The sequence below is a fragment of the Pseudanabaena sp. PCC 6802 genome (assembly GCF_000332175.1).
In the GTDB taxonomy this organism is placed as follows: domain Bacteria; phylum Cyanobacteriota; class Cyanobacteriia; order Pseudanabaenales; family Pseudanabaenaceae; genus PCC-6802.
In genome coordinates this window covers 481980-500693 of the sequence record NZ_KB235910.1, presented here as the reverse complement: position 1 = coordinate 500693, position 18714 = coordinate 481980, and the positions used below count along the sequence as shown (strand labels likewise).

The 18714-nt window shown below is 46.1% G+C and carries 21 protein-coding genes; 15 read left to right on the top strand and 6 right to left on the bottom strand.

Annotated features, from left to right (window positions below; all coding sequences use genetic code 11):
• The first annotated feature begins 224 nt into the window (after nt 1-224).
• On the top strand, nt 225-812 hold the full coding sequence (locus PSE6802_RS0102465) for a Uma2 family endonuclease (RefSeq protein WP_019498488.1): 588 nt from the start codon (nt 225-227) through the stop codon (nt 810-812).
• On the opposite strand, the gene PSE6802_RS0102460 is transcribed toward PSE6802_RS0102465, so the two are convergent.
• A complete protein-coding gene (locus tag PSE6802_RS0102460) occupies nt 794-1192 on the bottom strand; it encodes a GFA family protein (protein ID WP_019498487.1) in 399 nt (132 codons plus the stop codon). The two genes, PSE6802_RS0102465 and PSE6802_RS0102460, sit on opposite strands and share 19 nt — an antisense overlap.
• A gap of 205 nt (nt 1193-1397) precedes the next feature.
• Entirely contained in the window at nt 1398-2150 is a 753-nt protein-coding gene (locus PSE6802_RS0102455; RefSeq protein WP_225902627.1) for a helix-turn-helix domain-containing protein, read from the bottom strand.
• A 181-nt stretch (nt 2151-2331) separates the two neighbouring features.
• Here PSE6802_RS0102455 and PSE6802_RS0102445 point away from each other — a divergent pair.
• The 8 genes from PSE6802_RS0102445 to PSE6802_RS0102410 all read left to right on the top strand — a co-directional run bounded on the left by PSE6802_RS0102445 (nt 2332) and on the right by PSE6802_RS0102410 (nt 7804).
• A protein-coding gene (locus PSE6802_RS0102445) for an ISKra4 family transposase (protein ID WP_156815358.1) occupies nt 2332-3407 on the top strand; the annotation gives its coding sequence in 2 pieces (ribosomal slippage) (nt 2332-2487 and nt 2490-3407; 1074 coding nt in all).
• Between the two features lie 402 nt (nt 3408-3809).
• On the top strand, nt 3810-4139 hold the full coding sequence (locus PSE6802_RS0102440; RefSeq protein WP_156815380.1) for a hypothetical protein: 330 nt from the start codon (nt 3810-3812) through the stop codon (nt 4137-4139).
• A complete protein-coding gene (locus PSE6802_RS33045; RefSeq protein WP_019498484.1) occupies nt 4136-4309 on the top strand; it encodes a hypothetical protein in 174 nt (57 codons plus the stop codon). The genes PSE6802_RS0102440 and PSE6802_RS33045 overlap by 4 nt, the downstream gene beginning before the upstream one ends.
• A gap of 92 nt (nt 4310-4401) precedes the next feature.
• Nucleotides 4402-5241 (top strand): IS5 family transposase, encoded by an 840-nt coding sequence (locus tag PSE6802_RS0102430; protein ID WP_019498088.1) that lies wholly within the window; start codon nt 4402-4404, stop codon nt 5239-5241.
• Between the two features lie 162 nt (nt 5242-5403).
• Entirely contained in the window at nt 5404-5787 is a 384-nt protein-coding gene (locus tag PSE6802_RS0102425; RefSeq protein ID WP_019498483.1) for a DUF433 domain-containing protein, read from the top strand.
• Nucleotides 5780-6136 carry a DUF5615 family PIN-like protein gene (locus PSE6802_RS0102420; protein ID WP_019498482.1) on the top strand — a complete coding sequence of 119 codons (357 nt, stop codon included), beginning with the start codon at nt 5780-5782 and terminating at the stop codon, nt 6134-6136. Before PSE6802_RS0102425 ends, PSE6802_RS0102420 begins: the two co-directional genes overlap by 8 nt.
• A 207-nt stretch (nt 6137-6343) precedes the next feature.
• Nucleotides 6344-6628: a YkvA family protein gene (locus PSE6802_RS0102415; RefSeq protein ID WP_019498481.1), complete on the top strand. Its 285-nt coding sequence runs from the start codon at nt 6344-6346 to the stop codon at nt 6626-6628.
• Nucleotides 6629-7207: 579 nt separating this feature from the next.
• A complete protein-coding gene (locus PSE6802_RS0102410; RefSeq protein WP_019498480.1) occupies nt 7208-7804 on the top strand; it encodes a C39 family peptidase in 597 nt (198 codons plus the stop codon).
• A 142-nt stretch (nt 7805-7946) separates the two neighbouring features.
• Here the strand turns inward: PSE6802_RS0102410 and PSE6802_RS0102405 are convergent, their stop codons facing one another.
• A complete protein-coding gene (locus PSE6802_RS0102405) occupies nt 7947-10028 on the bottom strand; it encodes an NACHT domain-containing protein (RefSeq protein WP_019498479.1) in 2082 nt (693 codons plus the stop codon).
• A 237-nt stretch (nt 10029-10265) separates the two neighbouring features.
• On the opposite strand from PSE6802_RS0102405, the gene PSE6802_RS0102400 reads away from it, so the two are divergent.
• Complete coding sequence (locus PSE6802_RS0102400; RefSeq protein WP_019498478.1) at nt 10266-11498, top strand: RNA-guided endonuclease InsQ/TnpB family protein; 1233 nt, start codon at nt 10266-10268, stop codon at nt 11496-11498.
• Nucleotides 11499-11531: 33 nt separating this feature from the next.
• The gene (locus PSE6802_RS0102395) at nt 11532-12239 is read left to right on the top strand and encodes an ROK family protein (protein ID WP_019498477.1); all 708 of its coding nucleotides are present in this window, start codon (nt 11532-11534) and stop codon (nt 12237-12239) included.
• Between the two features lie 12 nt (nt 12240-12251).
• Here PSE6802_RS0102395 and PSE6802_RS0102390 read toward each other — a convergent pair whose 3' ends face one another.
• The 3 genes from PSE6802_RS0102390 to PSE6802_RS0102380 form a co-directional block, all read right to left on the bottom strand.
• On the bottom strand, nt 12252-12839 hold the full coding sequence (locus PSE6802_RS0102390) for a Uma2 family endonuclease (protein ID WP_026103002.1): 588 nt from the start codon (nt 12837-12839) through the stop codon (nt 12252-12254).
• A gap of 84 nt (nt 12840-12923) precedes the next feature.
• A complete protein-coding gene (carB, locus tag PSE6802_RS0102385; protein WP_019498475.1) occupies nt 12924-16181 on the bottom strand; it encodes a carbamoyl-phosphate synthase large subunit in 3258 nt (1085 codons plus the stop codon).
• Between the two features lie 97 nt (nt 16182-16278).
• Nucleotides 16279-17487: a GNAT family N-acetyltransferase gene (locus tag PSE6802_RS0102380; protein WP_019498474.1), complete on the bottom strand. Its 1209-nt coding sequence runs from the start codon at nt 17485-17487 to the stop codon at nt 16279-16281.
• A gap of 320 nt (nt 17488-17807) precedes the next feature.
• Between PSE6802_RS0102380 and psbE the strand changes: the two genes are divergently transcribed.
• From psbE to PSE6802_RS0102365, 4 genes are all read left to right on the top strand, one after another.
• On the top strand, nt 17808-18053 hold the full coding sequence (gene psbE / locus PSE6802_RS0102375) for a cytochrome b559 subunit alpha (protein WP_019498473.1): 246 nt from the start codon (nt 17808-17810) through the stop codon (nt 18051-18053).
• 11 nt (nt 18054-18064) lie between these two features.
• The gene (gene psbF, locus PSE6802_RS0102370) at nt 18065-18199 is read left to right on the top strand and encodes a cytochrome b559 subunit beta (RefSeq protein WP_019498472.1); all 135 of its coding nucleotides are present in this window, start codon (nt 18065-18067) and stop codon (nt 18197-18199) included.
• 43 nt (nt 18200-18242) lie between these two features.
• Nucleotides 18243-18359 carry a photosystem II reaction center protein L gene (locus PSE6802_RS31680; RefSeq protein WP_019498471.1) on the top strand — a complete coding sequence of 39 codons (117 nt, stop codon included), beginning with the start codon at nt 18243-18245 and terminating at the stop codon, nt 18357-18359.
• A gap of 104 nt (nt 18360-18463) precedes the next feature.
• Complete coding sequence (locus PSE6802_RS0102365; protein ID WP_019498470.1) at nt 18464-18583, top strand: photosystem II reaction center protein J; 120 nt, start codon at nt 18464-18466, stop codon at nt 18581-18583.
• The last annotated feature ends 131 nt before the right edge of the window (nt 18584-18714 follow it).

Genomic DNA, 18714 nt, shown 5'->3' with positions numbered 1-18714 from the left:
ACCAGAGTGGGGGCTGCGCCCCTGCAACCCTTTAGTATAGAGTTACATACAGGTCAGGAGAGATTAGCGTTCCATTTAATATCAGGTAGTAAGGGAGACGTGGTTAAGTAATGTCACCACCGTAGGATGTGTTAGGCAATAGCCGTAACGCATCGCGGGCATCCTATTTTCGCGCAAGTCACTAAGTAGATTAAAGTCAATAAAGCAACCTATGGAGCAAAACTATGACAGTTGCAGTAGATAAGACAGAAGAAAAAGTAGAAAAGAAGGTCTGGACGGATGAGGAATTTATGGCGCTGCCGGATGACGGAAACCGCTATGAAATTGTGGATGGAGAATTAATCGTAATGGCAAACTCTGGAATGGAGCACGGACATCTTGCTCAATTGCTTGGCTACTTTCTTACAGGCTTTGTTCTGAGTCACAAACTTGGTGTTACTTGTGATTCCAGTACCGCCTTTAAAATGAAAGCAGGCAATAAAAGATCTCCCGATCTTTCTTTTATCTCGAAAGAACGCTTGCAGGGGTTGAAACGATTACCAAAAGGCTTTTTTGAAGGTTCTCCCGATCTGGCGATCGAGATTATCTCGCCGAGTAATACCTTTGAAGAAATTCATAGTAAATTAGTGGAATACTTTGAGAATGGCACGCGCTTGGCATGGGTAATTAATCCTGATGAGGAATCAGCTCTGGTGTATCGCAGTCCCAAACCGACAAGGCTTTTAAAGCTGGAAGATAATCTGGATGGGGAAGAAATTGTACCGGGGTTTACTTTGCCTTTAAGCCAACTGTTTCAAGAATTGGAATTTTGAGATTGGGTTAACTGGTGGATGTTCTGTTCCCAGTTTTTGCCATCAAATGGCACGATCCGAAACAGAGAAATAGCATCGCCATCTAAACAACGTACATTTACATCAAAGCTATCGGGGTGCGATCGCGGTCGATAAAATGGATGAATACCGCAAACGCGACAAAAAGTATGCTTGGCAGTGCCTGTGTTGAAAGTGTAAGTGGTGAGGGATTCACTGCCTTGCAGTAGTTGAAAGTCTTCGGGTGGCACGATGAGGTGGAGAATACCTTTCTTTTGACACATCGAGCAGTTGCATTCAACGGCCTCGTATTTCTTGACGCGGACGCGAAAGCGAATTGCGCCGCAGTGACAACCACCTTCGTAGGTTTGCGATCTATCCATGTCTCTACACCATTAGCCCTTTGAATTAATATTAAGAATCAATTTGATATGAAGCTGTAAGAGGCTGTTTGATATAGCGGTTTTCAGATCGGAAAGAGCAAGGGGTTTGGGGGCGTTGCCCCCAAGAAGGGGTGGAACCCCTTCACCCCGTCAATAAAACCCGTTCTCAAGTGAAAACCGCTATAAAGTATAAATACTCACCAAATCAAACATCAAAATGCAACCCAACTTGCGCCCAAATTCTTGTGTATGGGATAACTGAACTGGGGGCTGATTCAGGGGCTGGGGTAGGCAAAAAAGCATGTAAATCGAGAACTATTAGCTCGGTATCTGGCTGGATTACCCCCACTTTTTTAGGCATAACCGTGTAGTTATCTGCTTCCTGAAGCCTCTGTAATCTGATGTTCACAGGTACAACGGTTGTTACCTTTGCTTTGGGATGGGGAACTTCTGCTGGTGAAATAGTGACAAATTGCCCCGCTGCAATCAGTTTCGTCCCGGTTGGTGGCAACTCATGAGAAGTAGCTTGGGCGAAACCAAGCCAGATCCAACCCAGTGGGGGAGGAGACAAATTGGAGCTTTGCGGCGGCTCTTCAACAGCAGATGGGGCAACTTTATATCCAGCATCCTGGCAGAATCTGTATATATCTCTCCAGTCACCAAATTCTATACTTTTACTTGGGGTATTTTCTAATAAAGTCTTAAGGTATCGATAAAGTTTTGGAGAAAGAACAGAACTAAGAGTTTTCACGCTCATCGCCTTTAGATCTGCTATCTCTTCAAGGCTCTTGCCATTCAGGAACAAGCATAAATACTCTTTCTCAGTCAAGGATAAGCCATCACTATTGGGAGCAAAGTACTGCTTTTTAATGCTGCCAAGATCGCGAAATAGTCTATCTATTTCCCACTGAGAGGATGCTTCAGAATACCCACGAATATCTGAACTAGCTTTGGGCATAAAAGTTTGGGGAATTAACAACTCGGTTTTGATGCAGCACTTGTGTAAGTATATCAGCACTACTTAATCGGGAGCATCTCAACTTTGCACTGAGTAATAATGCTTAATATAGATGGGTAGCCAAAAGGGGGAAGAAATCAGAAGATAGGAATACGAGAAACCAACCCCAAGGAGAGCAACCATGACTCCAGAGCAGGAAAAAGAAATGCAAGCGCACGTTCAAGCTATTGCCGCCATCCTTTATCAGAATACACCATCGGAACAACTAACCAGCTTGGAAGGGATCGAAATCGCTGTGCGGCAGCAAATCCTCGAACATGTCAGCCCAGAAATAGGGAGTTTTTTATCCGCACAGTTACGGGCACAGAAGCAGGACGCCGCAGGCGAGTGCAAAGCAGCATCGGACAGCTCCACCTCACGCAAAAGCAAGCGCAGAAGCTCAAAGTAGCCCCCTATAGCCAGGTGAGCCCGTATGTGGAAAGATGTAGCCTGATCTTGAGTGCGAATGTATCCTACGAACAAGCCGCCAAAGACTTAGCCATGTTGATGGGAGTGCAAATATCGCGCAGTACACAACAGCGCCTGGTGCATCGCCATGAATTTAGCCCCCTAGAGGTAGAAGAGTCGGTCGAGGAATTAAGTGTCGATGGAGGCAGAATCAGACTGCGCACGCCACTTGGACAGCCAAGTGAGTGGAAGGACTATAAAGCTGTGAACTTGCATGGACAAGCCATATTTGCCACATTTCAAGATAACATTGCCTTAACAGACTGGGTAAATCGACAGCCTTTAGCAGATATGGTTACCTGTATTGGGGATGGACATGATGGGATTTGGAATATTATTGCCCAGATCTCTATACCTGATAGTCGCTATGAAATCTTGGACTGGTTCCATTTGGTGGAAAACCTGCATAAAATTGAGGCTACAGCTCAACTTTTGACTGGGGTCGAAGCTTTTTTGTGGCGGGGTAATGTGACTGCAGCTATTGCTGAGCTCAATCACTTAGCTAGTCCTCAGAGCATCAATTTTATTGCTTATCTGCACAAGCATCGCCATCGTATTCCTGATTATTGGTATTTCCAAACCGAGCAGATTTGCTCTATTGGTTCTGGCGCAGTGGAATCTGCTGTTAAGCAAATCGCTAGACGCATCAAAATCTCTGGCGCTCAATGGAACCGTGATAATGTGCCACAAGTCCTCAAACACCGTTCTGCTTACCTTAATGGCTCTCTTAACCTTGCCTTGCAAAACTGAGATGCTCCCACCACAACACTAGCAAATGGTGCGCTGAGATAATGCGCTTATCTAGTCTAATGGGGCGCAATATTTGGGCTGCGCCATCCCTCCCCAGGAAAGTAAAGATTGATAAGGAAAGGGTATCATGCCGAATTCAAGCTCAATCCCGAGATGGGAAGCCAAGCATCACACTAAAACAAATTGCGACTTTTCCCGATTCAATTCAGCTAAACTTCCCAATCCACTCCTGATTCGAATATCTGAAGCCTTGCCCAAGATGCTAAGGATTATTTCTAAAGTACTCCCCATCGCCAATACTAATACTAAATGATCGGTTATTTTTAAAAGTTAAATAGCAGAGCGACAGCCTTGAGGGAGTGTGGGACATTGTTACTAGAGTTCAGTTTTGAAGAAAGAATCATGTCTAATTTGGATAAGACAGCGAGTGCTGCATGTTTAGCATGTGCAACAGCCGCAGGCGGTGTAGTGACTGGAACAGTTGCAGTTGGTACTGGAACGGGCATTACTGTAGGAACTAGCTCAACTGTCCTTGCCATAGCAGTAGGTCCTGGGTCTTCTGCTGTGGGATCTGTAGCTTTCGCTGCTGGCATGGGTTCTAATGCGGCAGGCTCAGTTCTGGGTATTGCTTTAACGGCAGTTTCGCCAGCGGCTCTTCCTTTTCTGGGAGTAGGTGCTGTTCTTGTTGGCATTGGGTACGCTTGGCAACTTGCGAAACCAAAAAATAGATGACTGAGTTGTTGAAGGAGTACTTTGCCACCACCAGAGGCTTAGTTCGAGATGCTAGCAGCCTCTGGAAATATGCGATCGGTGGCTTAATTGCCTTAGCCATTGGAGCCGTAGGCGGCAAGGAGTATTTCCGGAGTTTGGAGGGCAACACAAAAGAATCGGCTAAAGATTAGACCTCTTGCAGATTAGGTTGAGGTTGAGTTGCCAAAGAACCCCAAGATAGGAAAATATCAGGACATAGCAATAACGAAAAAGCGTCCTGATGATGAACTATATAATAGCGCAAACCCTACCTGCTGCACACTTTAAGCGTCGATTTGGTATCGAGACTAATACGTTCAAAGCAATTGTGAAAGTGCTTAAACCAGAGTGGCGAGCAACGCCAACACCTGGAGCCAAGCCTAAACTCGGACTAGAAGACCGCATATTGGTTGCCTTCGAGTATTGGCGGGAATATCGCACCTACTTTCACATCGCCACTAGTTGGGGCATCAGCGAGTCTACAGTTTGTCGAATAGTGCATTGGGTAGAGGAGACTTTAATCCGCTCACGTCGCTTTCGACTACCTGGGAAGCGCCAGTTGGTGCGGGGCTTTGGGATACCTACAGTCGCGATCGTTGATGTGACTGAAACTCGCATTGAGCGTCCTAAGCGGCACCAACGTGCCTTTTATAGCGGCAAACAGAAAGGGCACACGCTCAAATGTCAACTCATAATTGACGCTCTTACTGGGCAGATTATCTGTACGTTTTTCGGCAAGGGGCGACGGCATGATTTCAAGCTGTTCAAAGCTTCTGGCATCCATTTCCATCCTCAAACCGAGAGTTTGCAGGACAAGGGTTATCAAGGCATCCAGAAACTGCATCTCTACTGCCGCTTACCCCACAAGAAACCGAAAGGTGGTCAGCTTACGCCCGAGCAGAAAGCGTTCAACCGCCAACTTGCGCGCCAACGGGTTGGCATTGAGCATGTTAATCGCCGCTTGAAGATCTTCCGCATCTTATCTGGACGCTATCGCAATCGTCGTCACCGCTTTGGTTTGCGTTGCAATCTAATTGCTGGTCTCTACAATTTTGAACGCTCTCAAGGCTCCTCAGTTGGCTAATTTGCAAGAGGTCTATTAAATAGCAGGGTAGTGTTCCAACGATTCTTAATCGAGACTTTAGTCTAGCTAAACTTCTTATGAATCACACCCACTTGGGTGTGATTTTTTATGCTGCTCAATCATTTGCTAAGATATGATTTTAATTGTTTGACGATTAAATCTATGACAGCACATGCGCTAAATCTGCCTGACCAGTTGCAGCATGAAATAGAGCAACTAGCACAGAGTCAAGGCATTTCCCTTGACCAATTTATTTTATGGGCTGTAACAGAAAAAGTCAGCACCCTCAAAGCATCTTTTCCGCAAATTGCATATCGGCAGGGGGTAAGCGGTCAACTCATACCAATCGTCAAAGGAACGGGGATTCGCGTACAAACGATCGCGATCGCTGCCCAAAAATGGGGTATGAGTCCAAGCCAAATCGCCAATGAATATGACCTGACTGAAGCCCAAATAAACGAAGCCTTGACTTTCTATGCAGCAAATAAGGGGCAGATTGATCTGGCGATCGCGGCGGAGCAATCTTTAGAGGTTGCTAATGGCTAGGCTCAAACTCCATCTGGATGCTGATACCTCAAGTAAAGCCCTGCATTCAGCATTGGTATCGAAAGGACATGATGTAACACGTACTCCAAATGACTGGATGCCCTTTGATGCCAGCGATGAAACGCAATTATTACGCACAACTGCTCAGGGCAGAAGCATCTTTACATTCAATGTGAAAGACTTTCTGGTTCTAGCACAACTATATCCTCAACATGGCGGGATTATCCTTGCTGCTCAGAATAGTTGGTCGCTTTCAGAGTTGATTGCGGCATTAGATCGCCTATTATCTGAGGCAGAAGCAGCAGATTGGCTTGGTCAAGTAAATTGGCTCAATCAGTGGCGTAAGTAGTCGATTTCCCAAGTACTTCACTCATCGTATCGCGATCGCCAAAGCGTTTCTTGTCATAACGAGCATCCCACCATAACCAATTGGTCGAATCTGCATAGAATAGACTATTTTTTAAGGATAAATATCATATCGACATTCCTGTAGCAGTGTGAGACTGTTATTACAGTCTGTATTTGCATTTAGAAAACTCAAGAAGAGGAGAGGCTAATGAATATTCTCGAGAAATGTAAGCGAATTGGAGCCAAGACCCCGCTTGGCAAGAACATTTTAACTATGTACTACGCAATGCAAGATCCAGCAGTTCCACTCGTGGTTAAAGTGGCTATCGTTGGAGCTATTGCCTATTTCATTTCACCCTACGATACTTTCCCGGATTTCCTTATCGCCATTGGATATACCGACGATGCGATGGTGGTAAGCACTATTCTGTTGGCAATTTACTCAAGCATCAACGAAAATCATATTAGAAAAGCGGAGGAATTCCTCACCTAACGCTGTTGAAATGGGAATGAGCCCAAATTGCCCATTCCCGCCTATTTCTTTTAGACAAAAAATGGCTGAAACCCAGATATATCAAGAAAACATCCAGATCGAAGTTAAGTGCTTAAAGTATCTAGGTTTGAGACTTTTTTCTTACCCAAAAATGTCTAAGTCCCGATAGCTTCCTGTCTTCAGGCAGCTCTCAATTTAATGACTAAGAACCAAGCTGTTAAATTATTTGAGCTAATTTGCAATATCTTTAAAACACTATGGAAGAAGGCTTGAAAATCCTAAGAAAACTACTTGTGAGTGGATTGATAGTAGGTGTTGGGTTTATCCTTTGCTACCACTTCAGGGCGAGCCTCTCTGCTAGCTCAGCCACAAAATTGGTTGTAGGTCTGTTAAGAATCTTAATGGAAGCTCTTACATAAATGAAACTTAATAGAACTAGACCTAGCTTCCTATAGAGCTTATTTGAGATCTTAGGAAGCAGTAGCAAAACGCTTAAGCATAAGCCTGATTTTTGCAATCGTACAGTTACTGGCCTGAAGTCTACTAGCAATTTTGACAAACGATCACTAATTCTATTATATGTTCATCCATTTGCCTGATACAGGCTCTCAAGACGATACCTGGAGCTGCGGCCCCAATTCAACAGCGCGAGTGTTGAAACACTATGGTCACAACGTCGATTATGCCACCGTTAGAGCAACCACAGACCGACAATTCCTGTTACCCTCATCCGTCAAGATTCCCAATCCAACCTGGTCAGATCCATTCAGAACCAGACGAGTAGACATCCGTGCAGGTACACCTCCTCACCTATTGCGAGACATCATGAAACGATGGGAAGGTGACAACGTCAAGCTAGAGCGAAAAGCAGGTTTCCCACTACTTGTCGATCTCCTAAAAGATGGCAAGCCAGTCGTCGTTCTCCTTCGCACGGGGAGCATAGATGCTTCCATTCTCGGCACATTCCCAGAACTCCATTGGGTAGTTGCCGTCGGAGTTAACGAGCCTGAGCAGCTAATTTACTATTCAGATACCAACAGTACAACTTACCAATTATCCTATGACGACTTTATGAATAAATGGAGCTGGCGCATCGGCGATGGCCTTGCCAGCGAGATTCTCTGGAAAGAAGGCGTAAAAACTGAAACAATCATCTGGATAGATCGCCAACCTTAAGAGATTTTGAGATATAAAGCGATCTCAATTTGGAAACGAGAAAATCAACTTTCTAGTAGATCGTCTGCGGGTGGATGCCAGCCACCACGAATCCAGAATTGTCGCGCTTTGAGGATAAAACCATCGTTGTGTAATCCTATTGCTATTTCTTGGGTTGTTTTTGCTGATGTTTTGTAGCTGGTTCGCTGGGTTTGGATTGCTCAATTCTGGCGATCGACAATAGTAAAGTAGACTTGATTTCTTGTCGAACTGCTTCGCTAACTGTAGAACTATGGAGACACTCAACCAGGGTTTTGTTGGCATCATAGTAGCGCTTTAGCGCTTGTATTTGTGCCTCGCTTAGTTCCCAATCTTGAATGCCTCGACGATGTTGAATAATAATCTTGCGTAGTTTTTGCGCCCATTCCAGACCTTGAACTGCCCACCACTTCTTGAACTTAGCTGCTTCTTTGGTAGGACTGGGTAGGCTGCGCTTCAAATTCTCTAATTGCTCGCTTAAGATTGGTTCTAAGGCACAGGCTAACTCTAGAATTGGGAATTGGGCGCAATAAAGAGTCAGATCGAGATTGATGGCGTTGGTAAGAGCATAGTCGATATCAATTTCGGTATCCATGTCGTTGGCTTTACCTTCAGCTCTGACGCGAGCGCGTTCGAGAGAGCGCATGTGAGCAATTTCCAAAGCACGGGCGCGATCGAGGGCGCGAGTCCTCTCTAGATCGATATCAAGATAAAAAGCACGTAGAGTTTCAGGGCTGTAGGGAGATTGCAATTGCGATACCTGTTGGTTGACCCACTCTAGGAATTGCTGGAGTCGCTCGTGGCCAATCGATTTATCTATCCTTTGCTTCATTTGCCTAACCACATCGTTGGCATTCGGAAGGATACTAACTGCCATGATAATGACGTTATGCCAGCGCTTGTCTGTAATTCTCTCCACTAAATATTTAATCGCTGAGGGGTTAGGGCTGTGGATGAGATGGTAGGCTACCAGATATTCCTGAAATGAGACATAGGCAAAACTATAAATGCCTTTTGTCCTTTCCACCATTGAAGTGCTGGGAATATCATCCCAAGTGGATTGACCTGGGAAATTTTTGGTGTATTGGGCGACGTATTGTTCGATGCGCGGCAGATCGAATAGAGAAGTACCGTGGTTAAAGCTAGACAATGCGATCCAACTAAGTATATCTTTCTGTCTTTTTAAGTCGCGCTTGGTAGGTTCCTGAGAGCGATCGCTGTAGAATTTGTAATTGCAACAATCCCATTCATAGAGCCACAAGTCGATTGCATCTTGAATCGCGTGGCCGAAAGATAGATAAGAAGATACCGCAAACTTCTTACATAATAAGGTTAAGAGTAAAGGATTAGTGGCAATTTCACCGATCGACGGATTACCGAACAATTGCGCGAGCAAAACCTTTGATTTAATAGGTGTAGAACTACTCAGTTGGGGTAACCATTTATGGACAAATGTTTCGATCTGCTGGCGATTGAAGCCTGCTAATTCTACTTCAGTAAATTGCTCTAAGATCTGAGTGGAAACCGTTGGCCTGCAGGCGATCGCCCAGTAATTACCTGGAAAGTAGTCGGCCAGGTTGCGAATTTGTCGCATGGCTAGATTGGCATCGCTTGGCGTTAATTCATCTAGTTCGTCGATCGACAACAATAGTTTGCCTTGTACCAGCAGTCGCATCACCATAGACGACTCGATCGTACCGGATTGCAGTGCTTGAGACGCAATATAATCGAGCAAGCTAACCTGCGACATCACGGCACTAAATTCGTGCAGCGAGATCGATATCGGAATGCGATGGGACTGAAACTTACCGACTGTGCACTGCAATGCCAGTTGCTTGAGTAGGGTGGTTTTACCGCTGCCCATGTTTCCCAGAATAATTACTCTGGAAAGTTTCTCTAAAACTGCTAATGCTGGTACAGACTTTTCATTTGCATCAGCAAGTTTAGCGCGAAGGTCATCATTTGCCGAGATCTCGGTTGTGGCATACCTAAAATTACTATCATTCCTAATTACATGCAGGGGAACATAAACATCGCTCAACTTAAGTGGCTTCGTCAACCCCATCACCCGTAAGCGATCGCAGGCTCTTTCTACGTAATCAGCAATCTGCGCGGAGTGGTGCTCTAATTGCAGACTAGCATTCGCCTCACCTTCTCGATCGTTAGGTTGGGGAAAATTAGATGTCTTGATTAACTGATTTGTCATTAGTAGGTATGGCCGAGGTATTCGATACAGGGGCATGCTTATGTTTTTAACACTAAACCCTATAATTTGGGTTTAGCTCCAGATTATAAGACCTCTCGGTATGCATAAAACTCAGAGTCTTTAGACCTGAGATATAAGCGACTCGAGCGACTTTAGTCGCTTTAATCTTTTTGATATCTTCACACACTTTTATGTAAAATGTGTGAAGATAAAAGTGCAGTTGGTTAGGTCGAGCCGATGATAGTTTACGAGTTTAAAGTTAAAGGAAAAGATAAGCAGTATCGTGCAATAGACGATGCCATTCGCACTAGTCAATTCATTCAAAATAAAGCTTTGCGCTATTGGATGGATAACAGAGGAATTAGTAGATATGACCTCAATAAATATTGCGCTGTATTAGCTGACTTGTTTCCTTTTGCTGACGAACTCAACTCAATGGCTAGACAATCTGCTGCTGAACGTGCTTGGAGTGCAATAGCAAGATTTTACGATCGCTGCAAGAAGAAAGTTAAAGGTAAAAAAGGTTTTCCTAAGTTTAAGAAAAACTGTCGTTCTGTGGAATACAAAACATCAGGATGGCAGCTTTCTCTAACTCGTAAAGCCATAACTTTTTCAGACAAAAAAGGAATAGGGACTCTGAAATTAAAAGGAACCTATGACTTGAACTATTACAACATTGAACAGATTAAGCGTGTTCGGCTAGTACGTCGAGCAGATGGGTATTATGCTCAATTTGCGATTGCTGTTAATGTCAGGGTTGAAACACAACCTACTAATCAAGTAGTTGGTATTGACTTGGGATTGAAATATTTCATTGCCGATGACAAAGGTAATGTCGAGCAGTCTCCTCAGTTTTACCGCCAGTCTGAAAAACAGCTTAATCGTGCTAATCGTAAAAAATCCAAGAAGTTCAGTACAGCTAAAAAGAAAGCTAAGCAGAGACAATCAATCAACTACCACAAAGCCAGAAATAGATATGCTCGCAAGCATTTAAAAGTAAGTAGGCAGCGAAAAGAGTATTGCAAGAGAATAGCATACTCCGTGATCCAATCTAACGACTTGGTAGCTTATGAAGATTTAAATGTTAAAGGGCTGGTACGCAATCGACATCTGGCTAAATCTATCAGCGATGCTGGTTGGTCAACTTTTCGAGCGTGGTTAGAATATTTTGGACATAAATATGAGAAGGTAACAGTTGCTGTTCCTCCCCAAAATACAAGTCAAAATTGTGCTTCATGTGGTAAGAAGGTGAAAAAATCTCTGTCTACGAGAACTCATGTTTGCCCACATTGTGGGTACACAGAAGACAGAGATGTCAACGCAGCTATCAATATTTTGAGATTAGGTCTCAGTACCGTAGGGCATACGGGAACTTACGCTTGGGGAGATTTGCCCTCTTGGGCAGTTGGTGAAAACCTGCTGTCTAACGGCGAGTCAGTGAACCAAGAATCTCAGCGTCTTCAGACCTGAGAGTGTCAAAGATTAATAGCTGAAATATTAGGCATGACTGCATCCAGTACTAGTAAATTGACATTAGCGGTTGATGTAGGTGGCAGCGGGATCAAAATGCTGATTTTAGACGAGCAGGGTCAACCGCAGACCGAGCGAGTCCGTATCGATACGCCCCAGCCAGCTACGCCAGATCGCGTTATCCCCGCGATCGCGCAATTAGCCAGTACCGTAGGCGCGTTTGACCGCGTTGCGGTTGGTTTCCCCTCTGTAGTGCAGCATGGCATCACCAGAGGTGCGATCAATCTTTCCCCTGTTTGGGACGGTTTCGATCTGGGTAACGCGCTCGGTCGGGCTTTAGGCAAACCCATCCGCATTGCTAATGATGCCGACGTGCAGGGCTTGGGGGCGATCGCTGGCAGTGGCGTGGAACTGGTAATTACGTTGGGAACGGGCTTTGGTTCATCTTTATTCGTGGATGGCAAACTATTGCCCAACCTGCAACTGGGACAGCATCCCTTTAGCGATGACAAAACCTATGAAGAACACCTCGGCAACGCTGCCTTTGAGAAGTACGGTCAGAAAACTTGGAATCGGCGTTTAAGCAAGGCGATCGCTACGCTGTCCAAATTATTTAACTACGAGTATCTTTACATTGGCGGTGGCAATGCTAAAAAAATAGAACTAGAGTTACCTGTCAACGTCAAAGTCATCTCGAATAAATTAGGTCTATTGGGTGGTATCGCGCTTTGGCGCGATTGAGATGCATTCTTACTATCGAGCAGCCTCGAAAATTTGCTGGGGTGTTAAGGAGAAACCAGAAACCACGTCGGACTCAATTAGCTGGTTACCAGTAAATATCCGATCTTCGTATTGCCCATCGACCCATTTGCAGACTGTAATTCGCTGTTCTTCCGGATCTACAATCCAATACTCGCTGATGCCGCGTGCGGCATATTCCGTGCGCTTATGGCGGTAATCTCGGCTGCGGTTAGTAACTCCAGGGCTGACTACTTCAATTACCAGAGCGGGCGGCGGCATATCTCTTGTAATCAGCGATCGCGAAGCTCCAGTCAGTGCCGCTTTTGATGCTTCTGTATGCACGATCAAATCGGGCAATCGACAGCGCGATCGTTGTCCGCTTACTTCAATTTCGGTTCCCCAAGCAATAAGTAGGTAGGAGAAAAACTTAAGCAGTTCGACAAACAATAACCTGGTAATAGTAGCATTTACATCACTTTCAGCGGGCATCTCCACCAGTTCTCCATCTACTAACTCATAGCGGGTGTCAGTGCCATCCTCATAGGCGAGAAACTCGTCAAAGGTTAACAGCTTCGTTTTGGATTCAACTATTTGAGTCACGATCTTTGCCTCATTGCGAGCGGCCTTGCTGCTATGCAAGCTTTTAGTATTGTAAGGTGGGCAATATCCACCCTACTTCTCATATTAACTAAAATAATCCTGGAGTGCTCTGACTGCCACTGAATCGTTTTGGAGGGAGCGGATGGCGGCGATCGCTGCCTTTGCCCCCGCTAAGGTAGTGATTACAGGTATTTTGTAAGCCAGCGCAGTACGCCGAATCAGTTTGTCATCGATTTTGGCATCGCCGCCACTGGGAGAATTGATGGCAATTTGCACCTGGCCGTTCTTAATCGCATCGATGACATGGGGACGACCTTCATGTACTTTGAGCACTAGCTGACTGTCGATATTATTGCGACGCAGAACTTTGTGCGTGCCTTCGGTGGCAACGATTTTGAAGCCTAACTCCAGAAATCCCTCAGCCACAGCCGTAACTCCCGACTTATCGCGATCGTTTACCGAAATAAAGGCCGTACCCTTGAGTGGGAGGCGCTCTCCTGCCGCAATTTGCGCCTTGGCAAAAGCACGACCAAAATCTACGTCAATCCCCATCACCTCGCCCGTGGAGCGCATTTCTGGCCCCAGGATCGTATCGGTGCCGCTAAATTTGGAAAAAGGCAAGACCGCCTCCTTGATGGCAATGTGTTTAGGTACGATTTCCTCAGTCATGCCCAATTCTGCAAGGGTTGCGCCAGCCATAATCCGCGAGGCATAGTTAACCAATGGGATACCGATCGCTTTGCTGACATACGGAACGGTACGGGAAGCGCGGGGATTGGCTTCGAGAATGTAGACCTGCTCCTGTCTCGTGCCATTCAAATTGGTTTGGACGGCAAACTGAATATTCATCAAACCCACAACTTGCAGGCGCTGCGCCAACTTAATCGTCCAGTTGCGAATCGTATCCAGCACGTCAGATGATAGGGAGAAGGTGGGGATGGCACAGGCGGAGTCCCCCGAGTGAATTCCTGCCTCTTCGATGTGCTCCATGATGCCGCCAATTATGACACTACCAGTGCTGTCAGCGATCGCATCTACATCTACTTCAATCGCCCCTTCCAGGAATTGATCGATTAAAATGGGATGTTCTGGCTCGATTAGAATCGCTTTGGACATGTAGTTCTCTAATTCTTCATCGGAATAAACTACTTCCATACCGCGTCCGCCCAGAACATAGCTAGGTCGTACCACAACGGGATAGCTGACGCGCCGAGAAACTGCAAGGGCTTCTTCGTAAGAACGAGCTAAGCCATTATTGGGTTGCATAATGCCGAGATCTTTACAAATTGCCTCGAAGCGCTCTCTATCTTCAGCTATATCGATAGAATTAGGCGATGTTCCCCAAATTTTGGTCGGGATCTCGGGATGAGCCTCCAGATACTTCAGCAATGGCATCGCCAGTTTCAAGGGTGTTTGGCCGCCAAATTGGATAATGATACCCTCGGGCTGTTCCGCTTCAATAATATTCAGGACATCTTCGCGGGTAAGCGGCTCAAAGTAGAGGCGATCGCTGGTGTCGTAGTCAGTGGAAACCGTTTCGGGATTGGAATTTACCATAATCGTCTCGAACCCCGCCGCTCTCAGAGCATAGCTGGTGTGACAGCAGCAGTAGTCAAATTCGATTCCTTGTCCGATCCGATTCGGCCCGCCACCTAAAATCATTACCTTCCTTTTAGTAGAAGGGAGAATTTCCGATTCTTCTTCGTAGGTGGAGTAGTGGTAGGGTGTGAGCGCTTCAAATTCTGCCGCGCAGGTATCGACGGTTTTATAGACGGGGATAATTCCCATCTGCTTGCGACGATCGCGCACATCGTCTTCGCTGCTACTCGTGAGATAGGCGATCGCGCGATCGCTAAAGCCCATCTGCTTAATTTCCCGCATTTCGTCGCTGCTAATTCGATCCAGCGATCGTCCCTTGAGTGCTAATTCCATATCGGTAATTTCCCGCATCTTTTGCAGGAACCAGGGGTCAATTCCGGTCAGGTCGGCGATCGCGCTCACAGATAGCCCAGATAGAAACCCATGTCGCACAGAGAAGATCCGATCTGGATTGGGAATGCGCAGGCTGGTTTTAATATGCTCCAGGGTGGGTAACTGCTCGTCGCGATCTCCGCCAAAGCCAAATCTTCCGATTTCTAGCGATCGCAGGGCTTTTTGGAAAGATTCCTGGAACGTGCGCCCGATCGCCATTGCCTCGCCTACGGATTTCATCTGCGTGGTCAGGACTGGTTCGGAGCCGGGAAATTTCTCGAAGGCAAAGCGCGGAATTTTGGTAACGACATAGTCAATGCTTGGCTCGAAACTGGCCGGTGTTTTCTTGGTAATGTCATTGGAAATCTCATCCAGCGTATAGCCCACAGCAAGTTTGGCAGCAAACTTGGCGATTGGGAAACCCGTTGCCTTTGACGCTAGAGCAGAACTGCGGGAGACGCGGGGGTTCATCTCAATGACAATTACCTCACCGTTCTCCGGATTAACTGCAAACTGGATATTAGACCCCCCCGTTTCTACGCCGATCTCGCGAATAATCGCGATCGAGTAGTCCCGCAAGCGTTGGTATTCCTTATCGGTGAGGGTTTGGGCGGGCGCGACCGTAATCGAATCCCCCGTATGGATGCCCATCGGATCGATATTTTCAATGCTGCAAATAATCACCACGTTATCGGCTAGATCCCGCATGACCTCTAGCTCGTATTCCTTCCACCCAATTAAAGATTTCTCGATCAGGATCTGAGAGGTGGGACTGGCTTCTAACCCAGATGCGGCAATCTCCTCAAATTCCTCCTGGTTGTAGGCAATGCCGCCACCCGTGCCGCCTAAGGTAAAAGCAGGGCGAATAATCAGGGGGTAGGAGGCGATTTGCTGGCTAATTTCGCGGGCTTCGGGCATAGTATTCGCCAGACCAGAGGGGCACACGCCCACGCCAATGCGCTGCATTGCCTCTTTAAATAGTTTGCGATCCTCTGCCATTTCGATCGCTGGCAGTTTAGCACCGATCAACTCAACGCCATACTCGTCCAAAACGCCACTTTTGGCTAGAGCTACGGCAGTATTCAGAGCCGTTTGTCCGCCCATGGTGGGCAAAATGGCATCTGGTCGTTCTTTAGCAATAATTTGCGCCACAATTTCCGGTGTAATTGGCTCGATATATGTCCGATCCGCTGTTGCCGGGTCGGTCATGATCGTGGCGGGATTGGAGTTAACCAGAATGACATAGTAGCCTTCATCGCGCAGTACTTTACAGGCTTGGGTACCGGAATAGTCAAACTCACAAGCTTGGCCGATCACGATGGGGCCAGCCCCAATCAGCAAAATTTTATGTATATCGGTACGACGTGGCATAGGAGATTTGCTGCTAGGTTTAGTTAGATCGCACTTAATTTTATAGCCTCAAGGCGATTGCGCAATATGTAGCCCATAATGCTAATTCTGTCCGCCATCAAAATTTAAACGTGCTGTAGAGCATCATGGTTGGAAACCAACTAGATAGAGTAGCTCTCGCTTGAGGATTGCTAATCTTTAACCAATCTCTATATTCGAGTTCCTCTACATTTACAGTGCCGTAGACCAGCGCCGAAATGGCTTGAATTGTGGCGATCGCATCCGGCTCGCTCGTCTCGCTACGTTGGGCGGTGAGTTTGCCATCCTTAGCAAAGATCGCAAAAGTACGATCGTTCCAGCCGCAGAAGGAATCGGAAACGGCGATCGTGACTTTACCAGTGGTGGGGGCGGGTAGATCGGCGATCGCTTTCTCCACGTCCGTCACCCGCACCATATAGGGATTAATAGCCACTTTAGTGGCACAGGGATCGTTTAGATTCTGGAACCATTGATAAAAGTTCAAGCCCATCGGTAAGTCCATGCTGATGTAGCGCACCTGATCTCGATGCAGAGCAAAAAAACTAAATAGCTTAGTTCTAGCCTCCAGGGTTCTCCAGTACATGTGAAAGACTTGAATGAGGCGATCGCTGGGTGCGGCGCGGTAGTCGCTATTAATGCGGTAAATGGCGATTGCTGCTAGTTTACCGTCCTGCTGAACGCGCACGCACAGGCGTTTGTCCATTACTTCCTGCCACTGTTTGGCAGTCGCATTAATAGGTATGGTAATGCCGTGATGCTGCGACGGTGCAAGATCGAGCATAAATGTCAGAAATTCATCCCTGACAGTGCTGGCGTTAACCCTTTCTACTTGCCAATTTCCCGCTATGTTTGAGTGCAAGGTGTAGCTGAGGGCAGCGATCGGCACTTTTACCTCCAGGTTGGCATTACTGGTGACATAGCCAAAATTGGCATAAAAACGATCTTTAAACGGAATGAGCATGCTGGTAGCGATGCCCAACTCGTGCATTTCGTGTAAGGCGGCTTTGATTAAGGCGCGCACAAACCCACGCGCGCGATATTCGGGGTACGTCCACACGCCACCAATTCCCCCCATGCCTTTGACTGCACCCCTGATCGACTGCTGAAACTTGTAGTTAATGAGAGCAGACGCTAGCCGACCGTCTACAAATACCCCAAGTACGTCATGACTGTTAATACCTTCTGTATCGTCCTCTGCGATCGCCCGCCCCGTCCATTCAAAAAAGGCATAGTCAAAGCCGTGCAGCAATTCAGAACGCTCTTCTGGGGCAAGCTTCCTAATTTCCATAGGTTTATTAATTTTGTAGTGAACGAAAACCTATACAATCATCAATATGCGCTAATTGCTAATTTCAATTCCTTATATAGCTATAGCAGCAGGCTTAGGATGAGGTGCAGGGGTAGAACTCCTGCGTAGGAGCGTGGCTCCCACGCCCCACCTTAAACCGGATTGCGCATAGCTATATTGCACGATCGGCAGTTTGAGTAGTAATACTCGATCGGCAAAAGCAGTGCGGAGAGTTGTAATTGTTAAGTAATTGCTAAGATAATAATTTATTATTTGTAAAGATTAATCACTTATTTTAGGTATAGGAAGAGAGAACATTTATGGCAGGTACAACGGGAGAGCGTCCCTTTTCTGACATTATTACCAGCGTACGCTACTGGCTTATTCACAGCCTCACCATCCCCGCTTTGTTCTTAGCAGGGTGGTTGTTTGTGTCTACTGGGCTTGCCTATGACGTATTTGGCACACCACGCCCCAATGAATACTACACCGCCGATCGCCAGGAAGCTCCTATTCTGCGCGATCGCTACGATGCAAACAAAGAAATCCCTAGTTTTAATAAATAACAATTATCATCATGGCTACCAGTAATCCTAATCAACCAGTTCAGTACCCCGTTTTCACCGTGCGTTGGCTTGCAATCCATGCCTTAGGCGTACCAGCTACATTTTTTATCGGTGCAATAACTGCTATGCAGTTTATTTCGCGCTAGTTTATCCCTGGACTGTCAAACTTACGTTGAGGTTATACCATTCATGGCTGAAAGAAATCCGAATAGCCAACCTGTAGAGCTGAATCGTACCTCTCTCTACCTAGGTCTGTTGCTAATCTTCGTTACCGTGCTGCTGTTTGCCAGCTACTTCTTTAACTAATTAGATATCATTAAGATCGCTAATTGGATGTAGCTAAGACATAGCAATTATTTATTTGCATTCATAACTTTAAGATCGTAATCGTTTCAAGGAGATTAAACTAAATGATTCAAGGTGGACGTATTCCTTTGTGGCTGGTTGCCACTGTCGCTGGTATAGGCTTGCTCACCGTAGTTGGAATCTTTTTCTATGGTTCTTACATCGGCATCGGTTCTGCCCAGTAGAGGCTAGTTGGGAAATTTCCTAAACAAAACTCCACAAAAATAAAGGTAATTTTTCTAGAGTGCCAGGTACCTGAAACAGGTATCTGGCACTTTTCGATCTTGCAGTTTTATAGCTATAGCCAACAGGCTTA

Bases quoted from the DNA above. Each gene is read 5' to 3' on its own strand.
- PSE6802_RS0102455 (WP_225902627.1), bottom strand. From the start codon at position 2,150: ATGCCCAAAGCTAGTTCAGATATTCGTGGGTATTCTGAAGCATCCTCT.
- psbF (WP_019498472.1), top strand. From the start codon at position 18,065: ATGGCTACCAGTAATCCTAATCAACCAGTTCAGTACCCCGTTTTCACC.
- PSE6802_RS0102465 (WP_019498488.1), top strand. From the start codon at position 225: ATGACAGTTGCAGTAGATAAGACAGAAGAAAAAGTAGAAAAGAAGGTC.
- PSE6802_RS0102460 (WP_019498487.1), bottom strand. From the start codon at position 1,192: ATGGATAGATCGCAAACCTACGAAGGTGGTTGTCACTGCGGCGCAATT.
- PSE6802_RS0102410 (WP_019498480.1), top strand. From the start codon at position 7,208: ATGTTCATCCATTTGCCTGATACAGGCTCTCAAGACGATACCTGGAGC.
- PSE6802_RS0102440 (WP_156815380.1), top strand. From the start codon at position 3,810: ATGTCTAATTTGGATAAGACAGCGAGTGCTGCATGTTTAGCATGTGCA.
- carB (WP_019498475.1), bottom strand. From the start codon at position 16,181: ATGCCACGTCGTACCGATATACATAAAATTTTGCTGATTGGGGCTGGC.
- PSE6802_RS0102400 (WP_019498478.1), top strand. From the start codon at position 10,266: ATGATAGTTTACGAGTTTAAAGTTAAAGGAAAAGATAAGCAGTATCGT.
- PSE6802_RS0102430 (WP_019498088.1), top strand. From the start codon at position 4,402: ATGAACTATATAATAGCGCAAACCCTACCTGCTGCACACTTTAAGCGT.
- PSE6802_RS33045 (WP_019498484.1), top strand. From the start codon at position 4,136: ATGACTGAGTTGTTGAAGGAGTACTTTGCCACCACCAGAGGCTTAGTT.
- PSE6802_RS0102415 (WP_019498481.1), top strand. From the start codon at position 6,344: ATGAATATTCTCGAGAAATGTAAGCGAATTGGAGCCAAGACCCCGCTT.
- PSE6802_RS31680 (WP_019498471.1), top strand. From the start codon at position 18,243: ATGGCTGAAAGAAATCCGAATAGCCAACCTGTAGAGCTGAATCGTACC.
- PSE6802_RS0102395 (WP_019498477.1), top strand. From the start codon at position 11,532: ATGACTGCATCCAGTACTAGTAAATTGACATTAGCGGTTGATGTAGGT.
- PSE6802_RS0102420 (WP_019498482.1), top strand. From the start codon at position 5,780: ATGGCTAGGCTCAAACTCCATCTGGATGCTGATACCTCAAGTAAAGCC.
- PSE6802_RS0102380 (WP_019498474.1), bottom strand. From the start codon at position 17,487: ATGGAAATTAGGAAGCTTGCCCCAGAAGAGCGTTCTGAATTGCTGCAC.
- PSE6802_RS0102425 (WP_019498483.1), top strand. From the start codon at position 5,404: ATGACAGCACATGCGCTAAATCTGCCTGACCAGTTGCAGCATGAAATA.
- PSE6802_RS0102365 (WP_019498470.1), top strand. From the start codon at position 18,464: ATGATTCAAGGTGGACGTATTCCTTTGTGGCTGGTTGCCACTGTCGCT.
- psbE (WP_019498473.1), top strand. From the start codon at position 17,808: ATGGCAGGTACAACGGGAGAGCGTCCCTTTTCTGACATTATTACCAGC.
- PSE6802_RS0102405 (WP_019498479.1), bottom strand. From the start codon at position 10,028: ATGACAAATCAGTTAATCAAGACATCTAATTTTCCCCAACCTAACGAT.